The sequence below is a fragment of the Afipia massiliensis genome (assembly GCF_001006325.2).
GTDB lineage: Bacteria > Pseudomonadota > Alphaproteobacteria > Rhizobiales > Xanthobacteraceae > Afipia > Afipia massiliensis_A.
This window is the reverse complement of record NZ_LBIA02000001.1, coordinates 3,848,203-3,861,611: the sequence shown is the minus strand read 5'-3', so window position 1 is coordinate 3,861,611 and position 13,409 is coordinate 3,848,203. Positions and strand designations below refer to the sequence as shown.

Below are 13,409 nucleotides of genomic sequence, written 5' to 3'. Positions count from 1 at the left end.
ACCGGGGTGGTCAGCCGCACGTTGTTTGGTATCAGCCCAACTGTTACAAGGCGATCCTCAGGAATCTCGACATGGCAGCCATTCTTACAGCATCCCGGATTCGTGGACGTCGGACTGGGCGGTTCTGGCCGCTCGTCGCCGCGGTCCTGACGGCCGGCGTGGCGCTGGGCGAGATGGCCTATGCCGCCAACAACAGCGTGCAGGGTGCCAAGAAAGAGGACGGGTACGAGGTCGATGCGCCGACCGCGATCCTGATCGAGGCGAAATCCGGCAGCATCCTGTTCGAGAAGAACGCAGACGAGTTGCGCGCGCCGTCCAGCATGATGAAGCTGATGACGGCCGAGGTGGTCTTCAGCGCGCTCAAGAAGGGTGAGATCAAGCCCACCGATGAATTCAGGATCAGCGAGAACACCTGGCGCAAGGGCGGTGCGCCGTCAGGCGGTTCAACCATGTTCGCGGCAATCAACAGCCGCGTCAGCGTCGATGACCTGCTCCGCGGCGCGGTGATCCAGAGCGGCAACGATTCCTGCATGGCGCTGGCTGAGGGCCTGTCGAACACCGAAGCCGCCTTCGCCGAACGGATGACCAAACGCGCACGTGAACTCGGGCTGACGAAATCGACCTTTGGGAATTCGAGCGGCCTGCCGGACCCCGGCAACAAGATGACCGTGCGCGAACTGGCAATGCTCGCGCGCCACATCGTTCTGACCTATCCGGATCAGTACAAGCTGTTCGGCGAGCGCGAATTCACCTGGAACAAGATCCGCCAGCAGAACCGCAACCCGCTGCTGACAATGCTCGAAGGCGCCGATGGTATGAAGACCGGCCATACCAAGGAGGGCGGCTACGGCATGGTCGGCTCCGCCGTGCAGAACGGCCTGCGATTGATCGTGGTCGTCAATGGCCTGACGGATTCCGACGATCGAGCGACGGAGGCCAAGAAGTTGCTCGAATGGGGGTTCCGCAATTTTGAGGCGCGGACGCTGTTCTCCGCGAACCAAGCTGTCGGTTTCGCGCGCGTGTTCGGCGGTGAAAACCGTTCGGTCAAACTGGCCAGTCCCGAACCCATCAAGGTCATGGTGCAGCGAAACGGAACCGACAAGCTGGTGGCGCGTATCGTTTACACCGGCCCGGTGCGTGCGCCGGTCGCGCCCGGCCAGCGGATCGGCGTGTTGAAAGTCTGGCGCGGCAGCAACATCGCGATGGAAGCTCCGCTGGTTGCGGCAGAACCGGTCGCGACAGGTTCAACCACCCGCCGCGCGATCGACGGCGCCAGCGAACTGGTCATCGGCCTGTTCCGCGCCGGCGCGGAGAAGCTGTAATATGGCTGACACCGTTAAACCGAAACAGCCGCCGCGCGGGCGCTTCATTACCTTTGAAGGCGGCGAGGGCTCCGGCAAATCAACGCAGATCCAGTTGCTGGCGGATCGTCTCAACGCCGCCAAGTTGCGGACGATCACGACGCGCGAGCCCGGCGGCTCGGCCGGCGCGGAAATTATCCGGCATCTGTTGCTCTCGGGCATGGCGAAGGCGTTCGGTCCCGAGACGGAGTCCCTGCTGTTCGCTGCTGCGCGCGATGATCATGTCAGTCAGGTGATCGAACCGGCGCTGGCGCAGGGAACGTGGGTGTTGTGCGACCGCTTCACGGATTCCACGCGAGTCTATCAGGGCGAATTGGGGAAGGTCGATCCGAAGCTGATCCGGGCGATGGAGCGCGTCACCATCGGCAATCTCAAACCTGACCTCACGATCATTCTGGACGTGCCCGTCGCAATCGGCATGGAGCGCGCGCTGAAGCGGCGCGGGACGGCTGTGCCGGATCGGTTCGAGGGCGAGGGCGTGAGCTTTCACGAGAAGCTGCGCGACGCCTATCGCAAGATCGCTGAAAGCGATCCGCAGCGCTGCGCGCTGGTGGACGCCGATGCCGATGCCAAGACCGTCGCCGAGCGGGTCTGGAAAGCTTTGCGCGATCATCTGTTCACAGTGGCCACGGTTCGCGAGACCACCAAGGCATGAGCGCGAAGTCATCCGAACCAGAAGTAGCTATCCCGGCGCCGCGTGAAACAACCGCGCTGTTCGGTCATCGTGACGCCGAGCAGACGTTGCTGACGGCCTATCGCAGCGGACGCATTCCGCACGCGTGGCTGATTGGCGGCGCGCAGGGCATCGGAAAGGCGACTCTGGCCTATCGCATGGCGCGGTTTGTGCTGGCCCATTCCGATCCTGCTGCGCAAGCCGTTCAGGGGGCGGACAGTCTTTACGTCGATCAGGATCATCCTGTGGCGCGACAGGTCGCAAACGGAAGTCACGGCGGGTTGCTCACGCTGGAGCGCACCGCCAATGAGAAGGGCACGATGCGCACCGTCATCACGGTGGACGAGTCGCGCGAGACCATCGGATTTTTCGGTTCGACCGCCGCATCCGTCGGGGGCTGGCGCGTTTGCGTGGTCGATACCGTGGATGAACTCAACGCCAACGCCTCCAACGCGCTGCTGAAGATTCTTGAAGAGCCGCCGGCACGTTCGCTGTTCCTGCTGATCAGTCACGCACCGGCGCGCGTGCTCGCCACCATCCAGTCGCGGTGCCGGAAGCTGCCGTTGCGGCCGCTGGAGACAGACGAGGTTATTCAGGCTGTAGCTGAGGCAGGCGGGTTAACTCGCCGCGATCCGGCGCTGGCTGAGGCGGCAGATGCAGCGGAGGGAAGCGTTGCCCGCGCCCTCACGTTGCTCGGTGGGCAATCGCTCGGGCTTCACCAACGTACGCTTGAACTCCTCAATCGGTTGCCGCAGCTCGATCAGCGCGCACTTCATGCTCTCGGCGATGCGCTTCCGCTCAACGACCGTGTCGGATTGAAAGCGTTTGTCGACACCATCGACCGCTGGCTGACGGGGCACCTTCATGCGCCTGATGTTGGCGCAAACCTGCCGCGCCTTGCACGGCTGGCCGAGGTATGGGAAAAGATCAACAGTGCCGCGCGCGACACGGAAAGCTTCAATCTGGAGCGGAAACCGTTGGTTTTCTCGGTATTTGGCATGCTCGCCGAAGCCACCGCGGCCCGCCCGCAGGCTCGCTAACTGGATAATCGCAGCGGTTTGGCAGCACCCCATTTGAGTGATCGCGCACACGTCGGCGCCGTAAGAAATTCTAAGGAAGCGTAATGGCCAAAGCCAAGAAAACCGCCGCGAAGAAGAAAAAGAAAGCAGTCAAACCGGCTGGCAAAGTAGCGTCCCGGCGCGCGACGGTTTCCTCGAAGAAGAAGGGACGCAAGGCGGCCACCAAAAAGGCGGAAAAAAAAGCTGTCAAGAAAGCCGCAAAGAAAGTCGTCGGAAAAACAGCCAAGAAGGTTGCAAAGAAAGCGGCTGCAAAGCGTGCCGGCAAGAAGGCCGTAGCCAAAAAGACCGGCGCCAAAAAGAGCGCCATCAAAAAGTCCGTTACAAAGAAGCCTGCTGAGAAAGTTACCGCGAAAACTGCGCAGCCCGCAAAGCAGGTGACAAAGAAAGCACCGGCAAAACCAGTGAAGCCCAAAGCGTCGGCTGCTCCGCAGAGCGCCGCAAGCGCTCGCGCGAAAAATTCTTTCTACATCACGACCGCGATCGCTTATCCGAATGGCGAACCTCACATCGGCCACGCCTATGAAGCGATTGCGACCGATGCGCTCGCGCGCTTTCAGCGGCTCGACGGCAAGGATGTGTTTTTCCTGACCGGCACCGACGAGCACGGCCAGAAGATGGTCCAGACGGCGCAGAAGGAAAACATGACGCCGATGGATCTTGCGACGCGCAACGCCGCGCGTTTCATGGAGATGGATCAGCGCCTGAATGTTTCCTACGACCGTTTCATCCGCACCTCGGAGTCCGTGCATCATCAAGCGACGCAGGAAATCTGGAAGCGGATGACGACGAACGACGACATCTATCTCGACAGCTACGCCGGCTGGTATTCCGTGCGCGACGAGGCTTATTACGCCGAGGACGAAACCGTCGTCGGCGAAGACCAGGTTCGGCGCGGCCCACAGGGAACGCCGGTCGAGTGGGTCGAGGAGAAGAGCTATTTCTTCAAGCTCTCCGCCTATCAGGACAAACTGCTGGCGCTTTACGAAAACCAGCCGGACTTCATCGGCCCGGACTCCCGCAAGAATGAAGTCATCAGCTTCGTAAAAAGCGGGTTGAAGGACCTGTCGATTTCGCGCACCACGTTCGACTGGGGCGTGAAGGTGCCGGACGACGAAGGCCACGTGATGTATGTCTGGGTCGATGCGCTGACCAACTACATCACCGGCGTCGGGTTTCCGGACGAGGGCGACGCAAACTGGAATTACTGGCCGGCGGATGTTCACATCATCGGCAAGGACATCATCCGCTTTCACGCGGTGTACTGGCCGGCATTCCTGATGTCGGCGGGTATTCCTGTGCAGAAGCGCGTGTTCGCACACGGCTTCCTGTTCAACCGCGGCGAGAAAATGTCGAAGTCGGTCGGCAACGTGGTCGATCCGTTCAGTCTCGCCGATGCGTACGGCGTCGATCAGCTTCGCTACTTTTTCCTCCGCGAAGTGCCGTTCGGTCAGGACGGCAACTACAATCACGAAGCCATCGTCGCGCGCACCAATGCGGATCTCGCCAACGATCTCGGCAATCTGGCGCAGCGCTCGCTGTCGATGATCGGCAAGCAGTATCAGGGCGTGCTGCCGGTACCGGGCGCATTCAGCGACAACGACAATGCCATTCTCGCGATGTCCGACGGCATGCTCGAGCAGGCGCGCACTGCCATGAGCACGCAGCAGATTCATCAAGCGCTGAATGCGATCTGGGCTGTGGTGGCGGAAGCCAACCGCTACTTCGCGGGAGAGGCACCGTGGGCGCTCGCCAAGACCGATCCCTCGCGTCAGCAAACGGTGCTGTATGTCACGGCCGAGGTTGTGCGGCAGATTGCGATCCTCGCGCAGCCTGCGATGCCGGATGCGTGCGCCAAGCTGCTCGATATTCTCGGTATCGCACCGGACGCGCGCGACTTCGCGGCACTCGGGACGCGGATCAAGGGCGGCACGCAATTGCCGCCGCCTGCACCGATTTTTCCGCGTTACGTCGAACCCAAAGAAGATTCGCCGGGTTAAGCCTGATGCTTGTCGATAGCCATTGCCACCTCGATTTCCCCGACTTCGCGGACGATCTCGACGCCATTGTCGCGCGCGCCGAAGCGGCGGGAGTCGGACGTATTGTCACGATCTCGACGCGCGTGCGCCGGATCGAATCGTTGCTGGCGATCACCGCGCGGTTTCCGAACGTCTATTGTTCGGTCGGTACGCATCCGCATAACGCCGATGAAGAAGACGGCATCACCTCGAGTGAGCTGATCGCGCTGACGCAACATCCGAAGGTGGTGGCGCTGGGCGAGGCGGGGCTGGACAACTTCTACAAGGACGGATCGCCGGAGGCGCAGGAGCGGGGCTTTCGTGCGCACATCGCGGCGGCGCGGGTGACCGGCCTGCCGCTGGTGATTCACACGCGCGAAGCTGATGAAGCCTGCGGCCGGATTCTTGAGGACGAAATCGCAAAGGGCCCGTTCAAGGCTGTGCTGCATTGCTACACCGGCGGCCGCGAACTTGCGATGAAGGCTGTCTCGCTCGGACTGTCGGTTTCTTTCACCGGCATCCTGACGTTCAAGAATTCGCAGGCGATCCGCGACATCGCCGCCGAATTGCCGGCAGACCGGATCATGGTCGAGACCGACGCGCCATATCTCGCGCCGGGGAAATTCCGCGGCAAGCGCAATGAACCGTCCTTCGTGACCGAGACCGCCAGGGTGCTGGCGGAAACGCGCGGCGTTTCGCAGGACGAGATCGCGCAGCAGACCACGGAAAATTTCTTCCGGCTGTTTGACAAGGTGCCGCGACCGGACGCAAAAGCTGCATGACGGTGATCCTGACAATCCTTGGCTCCGGATCGTCCGCCGGCGTGCCGCGCCCCGCGCTGGGGTGGGGCGCGTGCGATCCCAACAATCCAAAAAATCGCCGCCGCCGCTGTTCGCTGCTGGCCGAGAAGGGGCGCGCGACCGGTCTGACGCGGGTGCTGATCGATACGTCGCCGGACCTGCGCGAGCAGTTGATCGACGCCAATGTGGATCATCTTGAAGCGACATTCCTTACCCATGAGCATGCCGACCAGACCCACGGCATCGACGATCTGCGCTCCGTGGTGCTGCATCAGCGCAAGCGGATTCCGGTCTATCTCAACACGTCGACAGGCAAGGACATCCTGCTGCGCTTCTCATACTGCTTTGAGCAGGCGCCCGGCAGCGACTATCCGGCGATCCTCGAAAAGCGCTCGATTGAGGCCGGAGAAACCGAGACTATCGACGGGAAGGGCGGCTCCCTCGCCTTGACCGCATTTCTGGTCCAGCACGGAAATATTCCGGCGCTTGGTTATCGGATCGGCGATGCTGCCTACACACCGGATCTTCACGATATTCCGCCCGAGAGTTTTCATGCACTGGAGAATCTCGATCTGTGGATCATCGATGCGCTGCGCTACGCGCCGCATCCGAGCCACTTCAGCCTTGACGATGCGCTCTCATGGATCGCGAAGTTCAAGCCGCGCCGCGCGGTGCTGACGAACCTGCATTCCGACCTCGACTATGACGTGCTGCAAGCGAAATTGCCGCCGGGTATCGAGGTGGGCTACGACGGCATGCGGCTGGCGATCGACGCCTGAGAACTATTTTGCGCTTGTTCTGATCGCAAGACCGGTCCCGGCTTTCGCGAATAAGCGCTAGGCCGAAATCGCCTTCGCGGAATTCGCCTGTTCACGCAGCATGAACTTCTGGATCTTGCCGGTCGATGTCTTCGGGATCGCGCCGAACACCACGGATTTCGGCGATTTGAATCCCGGCAAGATGTTTTTGCAGTAAGCCAGAATCTCCGCTTCGGTCGCGGTCGCGCCCTCTTTCAGTTCGACGAAGGCGCAGGGCACCTCGCCCCATTTGGGGTCCGGCTTGGCGACAACGGCGGCAAAGAGAATCGCCGGGTGCTTGTACAGAACGTCTTCGACCTCGACCGACGAGATGTTCTCGCCGCCCGAGATGATGATGTCCTTGGACCGGTCCTTGATGATGACGTAGCCGAACTCATCGAGCACGCCGAGATCGCCGGTGTGAAACCAGCCGCCTTCGAACGCTTCCTTGGTGGCCTTTTCGTTCTTCAGGTAGCCCTTCATGACGATGTTGCCGCGGAACATGACCTCGCCGATGGTTTCGCCATCGCGCGGCACCGGCTGCATGGTTTCGGGATCGAGCACCGTGACGGCTTCCTGGAGCGGATAGGGCACGCCCTGACGGCGCTTGAGCTGCGCGCGCTGGTCCGCCGGCAGGTCGTCCCAGCCGGGCTGTTCGGCGCATACGGAGGCGGGGCCGTAAACCTCGGTCAGGCCGTAGACGTGGGTGAGCTTGATCCCGATGTTTTCCGCGCCCTCGAGCACGGCCACGGGCGGCGCAGCGCCCGCGATCAGTCCCACGACCGGCTTCTCGGACTTGCCCTCTGACGATTTCTTGGGCGCGCCGGGTGCGTTGATCAGTGTGTTGTAGACAATCGGCGCGCCGCACATGTGGGTCACGCCGTGGGCCTTGATCAGTTCGAAAATCCTGGTGGGATCGACCTTGCGCAGGCAGACATTGATCCCGGCCGATGCCGCGATGGTCCACGGGAAGCACCAGCCGTTGCAATGGAACATCGGCAGCGTCCAGAGATAGATCGGATGCGTGCCGAGATTGCCCGCAAGGATGTTGCTGACGGCGTTGAGATACGCGCCGCGATAATGCGTCACGACACCCTTGGGATTGCCGGTGGTGCCCGACGTGTAACCGAGTGCAATGGCGTCCCATTCGTCCTGCGGCTGGAGCCACGCAAACTCAGGGTCGCCGGACGCGACCGCGGCTTCGTATTCCAGTTCGCCGATCCGCTTGCCACCGGCAAACGCTGGGTCATCGACATCGATCATCAGCGGCTTCGGGCCTTTCATGAGATCGAGCGCGTCGGAGATCACGCCGGTAAATTCGGGATCGACCAGAATGATCTTTGCGCCGCCGTGGTCGAGCTGGAACGCGATGGAAGCCGCATCCAGCCGGATATTGAGCGCGTTGAGCACGCCGCCGGCCATCGGCACGGCGAAATGGACTTCGTTCATCGCCGGAATGTTCGGCAGCATGGCCGCGACGGTATCGCCGCGCTGGATGCCGCGCTTGGCGAGGAACGACGCGAAGCGCTTGCAGCGCTCATAGGTCTGCGTCCAGGTGAAGCTGCGGCCTTCGTAGACGGCGCTGGTGTGGTCCGGATAGACGCTGGCGCTGCGGACAAGGAAGCTCAACGGCGACAGCGGGACGTAATTGGCGGCGTTCTTGTCCAGACCGATGCTGTATTGGCCTTGGCTGCTCATGGTTCGGACCTCTCGGTGCTGCTGCCGTTCCCAACGCGCAAGTCCGGCGAGCATTTGCATCTGGTTCTACAGCGGCGGCATTTCCGGTCAATGATCGCGCCGGGCCGCGCTTGTGGTGGATGGCGGCGTGCAGATCGGACGTTGCAGCAACGAGGCAAGGGCTTCTTATAAATTACTTGAACTATCTAAGATTCAAATTGGATGAAAATCAATAAGATATTGAATTATATCGTATTTATCCATCACGCATCCTTTGGCACACGGGGTTAGATTTCAAGCCCTTCCACAAATCGGGACGTTCCGGCCCTCGCGGCGCTCTCGCTGCGTGCTGGGTGACGGCTTGACCCAAATCCAGATCGAGAACGGCGACGAACGCTCGTTTCATGCGCGGGTCGCTCATCCGGTCCAGATGACAGCGCAAGACGTCCGTACTGGCGCGACTAGGGCTTGCCATCGCTTCGCAAAGCCTAGCGCTGGTGCGATGAAAGAACCGAAAGTCACCGGATTGCCGTGTGCCCGATTTGTCGATCTCGGAGGCTGCAGCCAGCGCTACAAGCCGGTCTTCGTCGTCCAGCGTGATCGCGTACCGCAGCAGCGCCAACAACCATGCCCTGATTGTCCTGTCGTAACGATCGTCGATAGGAAGACACGCGGCAGTCACGACGTTCACCGGACGGCATTGGCGGGCTGCGCATCAGACGTTGCAATGCACTTCAAGGCATGCGGGGCAGGACTTTCGTCTGTGGTGCGGATCGCTTCCGCAATCGCGACCTTGGCAGTATCCGTGAGCTCTAGAAGCGGCAGGCGGACATGGGGCGCCATCAGGCCGAACAGGCTGAGAGCGTATTTGATGGACACGGATGGAGGCTCGCGCAGCAACGTCGCGGTGAGGCGGCCGATCCTGATCGCCAAGGCTCTGGCGGTCTGCAGATCGTCTTCCTTGCAGCAGCGATACAGGTACTGGCACAGATCCGGAATCAGGTTCGATGTGACGGATATGCAGCCGTCGCCACCGTGCACCAGAAAAGCTGGCGCGGTCGCGTCATCGCCTGACAGCAGTCGAAACTCCGGCCGGATCAATGACCGCAGCCGCTGCGGGCGGGAAATATCGCCCGTTGCGTCTCTCAAACCAACGAACTGCGCCGATTGCGACAGCTGCGCAACCGTGTCGTCGGACAATTCGCGAACCGTGCGGGAAGGGACGTCATGCAGGACAATGGGCAGGCGTGTGGCTTCGGCGATCGCGCAGAAATGTGCGTAGAGCCCCGCTTGTGTCGGCTTGTTATAGTACGGCACCACAGACAGGACGGCATCGGCGCCGTCCGCTTCGGCCCGTTGAGAGAGTTCAATGGCAGCACTTGTGGAGTTTGAACCTGCCCCGGCGATCACCGCCGCGCGGCCACGCGACGTGCGAACAGCAATGCGCGTGAGCGCCGAATGCTCCGCATCGCTCAGCGTTGAATCCTCGCCTGTGAGTTCGCCGACCACCAGTGCGGTCGCGCCGGCCGCGATCTGCCGTTCACAGAGCCGCCGAAAGGCCGCAAGGTCGAGTTCGCCGGCGTTGTCAAAGGGTGTTGGAAGATCAGGAATATAGCCCGCCAGCCAGGTCGCGGGATGGTTCATCGCATATGTCATGAGATGCCGTCACGCTGCCTTGGTCATGTGGCTGAAATTTCGCCGCCGCCCCGACAGCAAAAATTGCTCGTGGCATCTCAGGCCGACTTCGCTCTCCGAGCCCGAATAGCTCTCCAGGCCGCGCGAAGCGCTGCCGCCCATATCGAGCTCAAGCGTGCTGGTCGCGGCTATGATGGTTTCGGGATGATGGCCGTTCTCAAAGAGGGCGTAGCGAACGGCTGCGGCTCGGCTAATGAACAGACCGCCGAACAGCCCGTTCTGCTCCTGCGCGACCCACTGGCCGCGGCTGTTCTTGCCGATGAAAACCAACGCGGAACTGCACGACGGAGGTTCAGTCTGGATCGTCATTTGATCGCCTCGAAAAGTCATTCTGGGACGTCGCGCCCGGCCTTCGAGAATCGAAAAGTCGCCGCGCAATCACACCGGCAGTGTCAGGTGGGGCCCATATGAATTCGAGATGGAATCTGGGGCGATCTCATAAGCGGGACATAAATGACCCGTGGTCCGCGATGAACCGGCAAGGCCCCATCCGCATTCGCGAATGACCCGGCCCAGAGGCCGTGTGGCGACTGTCTGAGCCGGGTTTTCCGCTCATGGAAAGACAGATCTATTTATGTTCCATAATATACCTTATGCGAATCCGAGATATGGCCAAGCATACGGGCTTACGGCTGTCTCCACCTCAGTCCAAAGGCTCCATAATGAGCCCTTCAGAGCCCCGCAGAGCGAACCTTCCGTCCACGACCTCGTCCTAGCGGTCCATGACCGTCGACAGCAGTATCCGGCCGCGCGAACTGTTCGTTTCGAACGACACTGGTTCTCTTCCAAAGTTCAGAGCCACCAACGACCGTCGATCGTGATGCTCGCGCGCAAACACCAGGAGACTTTCGGTCGCGCCGAGTGGCTTGTACGTGCCAAGTGCCAGCTCAGGTCTCGCACGGCGTAACGCGATCAGCGCACGGTACAGGCTGAGCATGCACGCTGCGTCCTGGCGCTGCGTCATGACATTTTCCGATGCGAAGTTCCGGCTCAGCGGCAGCCACGGTTCGGTAGCACTGAAGCCCGCCTGCGGCGTCGAATCCCATTGCATCGGCGTGCGGCAGCCGTCACGGCCGACACCAAGACCGGGCAGATTTTTCTCCCACGGGTCCCTCACCTGATCCGGCTGAATGTCGACCTGCGGCATGCCGATCTCGTCGCCGTAATACAGCGTCGGCGTTCCCCGGAGCGTCAGCAGCAACATCGCCGCGACGCGGGCTTGATCGCCGCCGATCCGGCTGGCGATGCGCTGGCGGTCGTGGTTGCCGAGCACCCAGTTGGGCCATGCGCCCGGCGGCAGCGCGGCTTCATAGTCATCGATTAGCTTGGCGACGGCACGCGCGTTCCACGGCGTCGAGATCAGCGCAAAGTTGAATGGCAAATGCGCGCCGGCGAGGTCACGGCCGTAATAGGCCACGAGCTTCTCCGGCGACAGATAGATTTCTCCGATCAGAACGCGATCATCGCATTCTTCGATGACCTGTCGAAGCTCTGCCACCACGGCATGTACTTCAGGCCTGTCGGTCGAATACGACGGTATCAACTGCTGATAAGGTTGCTGTCCCGGTACATAGTCGAGGTTCGGCGGATTGTCGCGCAGCAGTTCATCCTTGATGAGATGCCACATCACATCGACGCGGAAGCCATCGACGCCGCGCCGCAGCCAGAACCGCATCACGTTATGAATTGCCCGGCGCACCTCCGGATTGCGCCAGTTCAGGTCCGGCTGACTGCGCCGGAATGCGTGATAGTAATACTGTCCGGTAACAGCATCGAACTCCCACGAACTGCCACCGAATTCGGAGAGCCAGTTGTTGGGCGGGCCGCCCTCACCGCTGGGATCACGCCAGATGTACCAGTCGCGTTTGGGATTGGTCTTCGAACTGCGGCTTTCGATGAACCACGGATGCTGCTCTGATGTGTGATTTGGCACCAGATCGAGAATGACTTTCAGACCCAACTCGTGGGCCGCCGCTACCAGCGCATCGAAATCATCAAGCGAACCGAACAGCGGATCAATCCCGGTGTAGTCCGAGATGTCATAGCCGAAATCTTCCATTGGCGATGGAAAGATCGGCGACAGCCACAGCGCATCCACGCCAAGCTCAACCAGATAAGGCAATCGCTGAATGACGCCGCGCAGATCACCTACGCCATCGCCGTTCGAATCCTGAAACGAACGCGGATAGATCTGATACAGGATGCCGGACATCCACCATGGACAACTCTCTTGCATATGTCAGGCCGGATGAGTTGAGTATTGAATGGTCCTTCTTCGGCACTTAGTCGCAGCACGCGGTCGTTGGCAAGATTGTCTTGAACCCGGCGCGCGCAAGTTCATAATTCAGGTGATGAATCGCATTGCGCGACTGCGCGACATAAATCCTTCACACAGAGCCGAGTTACGTTCGCGCATGATTTTTCAAACGCCACAGCGGCGGCAGCCACGCGGACCGGAACGGTTCGGTTCGGATACAAGGCGCTGGGGCGTGATGCTGATCGTGCTGATCGGCTCGCTTGGTGTTTATGCGGTCGAACGCTGGATGCGGACTCCGGACGCGCCCATTGCCGGCAATGCCCTTGTCGCTGACGGCGATACGCTGACAATTTCCGGGACGCGGATTCGCCTCGTCGACATCGATGCACCGGAACTCGATCAGATGTGCCTGGATGCCCAGGGCCGCGACTGGCCGTGTGGCCGACAGGCCTCGGCGCAGCTCCGAAGCCGTGTGCGCGGCCGAGATCTGACGTGCCAGCCAAAGTCCATCGACAAGTATGGGCGCTCGCTGGCCACCTGCACCCTGCCCGACGGCACCGACATCAACGCCTGGATGGTCCGGCAGGGCTGGGCCATGACGTCAGGTGTCGCGAATATCTATGGCGTGCAGCAGGACGAGGCGAAGTCCGCGAAGCGCGGATTGTGGGCCGGATCGTTCACGCCGCCGCGCGAGTGGCGGCAGCAGCATCCGCGAACAGACAATCGCAAAGATTGAGGGCTTTGATTATACGAGCATGATCTTGTCGGAAAACCGGTTCCCACTTTTCCGGATCATGCTCAGCCCGCTTTCGCCAGACACGGCTGTTCGCGCAGATGTCGCTCGGTCGAAGCCGGATACTTCCGCAACATCGCTGCAGGCCTGATCGGGCGCGGCACAAAATTTCCGCCGCAGTTCGGACAGACGCCGCCAAACACGGTATCGGCGCAGGTTGCGCAGAACGTGCACTCGAACGTGCAGATCACAGCCTCGCCGCTCTCCGGCGGCAGATCCTTGTCGCAACATTCGCAGTTCGGCTTGAGCTTCATCATTGTGC

12 protein-coding genes and 1 pseudogene are annotated in these 13,409 nt (G+C 61.1%); 7 read left to right on the top strand and 6 right to left on the bottom strand.

The window, feature by feature from the left end:
- Positions 1-71 precede the first annotated feature (71 nt).
- The 3 genes from YH63_RS18655 to YH63_RS18645 are packed head-to-tail and all read left to right on the top strand — an operon-like array spanning position 72 to position 3,074.
- Positions 72-1,322: a D-alanyl-D-alanine carboxypeptidase family protein gene (locus YH63_RS18655; protein WP_046826313.1), complete on the top strand. Its 1,251-nt coding sequence runs from the start codon at positions 72-74 to the stop codon at positions 1,320-1,322.
- Position 1,323: 1 nt separating this feature from the next.
- On the top strand, positions 1,324-2,016 hold the full coding sequence (tmk, locus tag YH63_RS18650) for a dTMP kinase (RefSeq protein WP_046826314.1): 693 nt from the start codon (positions 1,324-1,326) through the stop codon (positions 2,014-2,016).
- Entirely contained in the window at positions 2,013-3,074 is a 1,062-nt protein-coding gene (locus YH63_RS18645) for a DNA polymerase III subunit delta' (RefSeq protein ID WP_046826315.1), read from the top strand. The genes tmk and YH63_RS18645 overlap by 4 nt, the downstream gene beginning before the upstream one ends.
- Before the next feature lie 70 nt (positions 3,075-3,144).
- Here YH63_RS18645 and YH63_RS21880 read toward each other — a convergent pair whose 3' ends face one another.
- Positions 3,145-3,525 (bottom strand): hypothetical protein, encoded by a 381-nt coding sequence (locus YH63_RS21880; RefSeq protein WP_246658086.1) that lies wholly within the window; start codon positions 3,523-3,525, stop codon positions 3,145-3,147.
- On the opposite strand from YH63_RS21880, the gene metG reads away from it, so the two are divergent.
- From metG to YH63_RS18630, 3 genes are read left to right on the top strand one after another with little or no spacing between them, the layout of a single operon-like run.
- On the top strand, positions 3,515-5,110 hold the full coding sequence (gene metG / locus YH63_RS18640; protein WP_046829402.1) for a methionine--tRNA ligase: 1,596 nt from the start codon (positions 3,515-3,517) through the stop codon (positions 5,108-5,110). The genes YH63_RS21880 and metG overlap by 11 nt on opposite strands.
- Before the next feature lie 5 nt (positions 5,111-5,115).
- Positions 5,116-5,910 (top strand): TatD family hydrolase, encoded by a 795-nt coding sequence (locus tag YH63_RS18635; RefSeq protein ID WP_046826316.1) that lies wholly within the window; start codon positions 5,116-5,118, stop codon positions 5,908-5,910.
- Positions 5,907-6,707: an MBL fold metallo-hydrolase gene (locus tag YH63_RS18630; RefSeq protein ID WP_046826317.1), complete on the top strand. Its 801-nt coding sequence runs from the start codon at positions 5,907-5,909 to the stop codon at positions 6,705-6,707. Before YH63_RS18635 ends, YH63_RS18630 begins: the two co-directional genes overlap by 4 nt.
- Before the next feature lie 57 nt (positions 6,708-6,764).
- Here the strand turns inward: YH63_RS18630 and YH63_RS18625 are convergent, their stop codons facing one another.
- The 4 genes and pseudogenes from YH63_RS18625 to YH63_RS18610 form a co-directional block, all read right to left on the bottom strand.
- Positions 6,765-8,423, bottom strand: coding sequence for an acyl-CoA synthetase (locus tag YH63_RS18625; protein WP_046826318.1), 1,659 nt, complete (start codon positions 8,421-8,423; stop codon positions 6,765-6,767).
- A gap of 666 nt (positions 8,424-9,089) precedes the next feature.
- A complete protein-coding gene (gene dapA, locus YH63_RS18620; RefSeq protein ID WP_246658085.1) occupies positions 9,090-10,046 on the bottom strand; it encodes a 4-hydroxy-tetrahydrodipicolinate synthase in 957 nt (318 codons plus the stop codon).
- A 21-nt stretch (positions 10,047-10,067) separates the two neighbouring features.
- The gene (locus YH63_RS21875) at positions 10,068-10,406 is read right to left on the bottom strand and encodes a hypothetical protein (RefSeq protein ID WP_246658084.1); all 339 of its coding nucleotides are present in this window, start codon (positions 10,404-10,406) and stop codon (positions 10,068-10,070) included.
- Between the two features lie 406 nt (positions 10,407-10,812).
- A pseudogene (locus tag YH63_RS18610) lies at positions 10,813-12,333 on the bottom strand (alpha-amylase family glycosyl hydrolase); the annotation flags it as partial.
- A gap of 178 nt (positions 12,334-12,511) precedes the next feature.
- Between YH63_RS18610 and YH63_RS18605 the strand changes: the two are divergent.
- Positions 12,512-13,090: a thermonuclease family protein gene (locus YH63_RS18605; protein WP_083992517.1), complete on the top strand. Its 579-nt coding sequence runs from the start codon at positions 12,512-12,514 to the stop codon at positions 13,088-13,090.
- A gap of 62 nt (positions 13,091-13,152) precedes the next feature.
- On the opposite strand, the gene YH63_RS18600 is transcribed toward YH63_RS18605, so the two are convergent.
- Entirely contained in the window at positions 13,153-13,404 is a 252-nt protein-coding gene (locus YH63_RS18600; protein ID WP_046826320.1) for a DUF1272 domain-containing protein, read from the bottom strand.
- Positions 13,405-13,409 lie beyond the last annotated feature (5 nt).

Bases quoted from the DNA above. Each gene is read 5' to 3' on its own strand.
- dapA (WP_246658085.1), bottom strand. From the start codon at position 10,046: ATGAACCATCCCGCGACCTGGCTGGCGGGCTATATTCCTGATCTTCCA.
- YH63_RS18605 (WP_083992517.1), top strand. From the start codon at position 12,512: ATGATTTTTCAAACGCCACAGCGGCGGCAGCCACGCGGACCGGAACGG.
- YH63_RS18655 (WP_046826313.1), top strand. From the start codon at position 72: ATGGCAGCCATTCTTACAGCATCCCGGATTCGTGGACGTCGGACTGGG.
- YH63_RS21875 (WP_246658084.1), bottom strand. From the start codon at position 10,406: ATGACGATCCAGACTGAACCTCCGTCGTGCAGTTCCGCGTTGGTTTTC.
- YH63_RS18630 (WP_046826317.1), top strand. From the start codon at position 5,907: ATGACGGTGATCCTGACAATCCTTGGCTCCGGATCGTCCGCCGGCGTG.
- YH63_RS18600 (WP_046826320.1), bottom strand. From the start codon at position 13,404: ATGATGAAGCTCAAGCCGAACTGCGAATGTTGCGACAAGGATCTGCCG.
- YH63_RS18635 (WP_046826316.1), top strand. From the start codon at position 5,116: ATGCTTGTCGATAGCCATTGCCACCTCGATTTCCCCGACTTCGCGGAC.
- YH63_RS18625 (WP_046826318.1), bottom strand. From the start codon at position 8,423: ATGAGCAGCCAAGGCCAATACAGCATCGGTCTGGACAAGAACGCCGCC.
- tmk (WP_046826314.1), top strand. From the start codon at position 1,324: ATGGCTGACACCGTTAAACCGAAACAGCCGCCGCGCGGGCGCTTCATT.
- YH63_RS18645 (WP_046826315.1), top strand. From the start codon at position 2,013: ATGAGCGCGAAGTCATCCGAACCAGAAGTAGCTATCCCGGCGCCGCGT.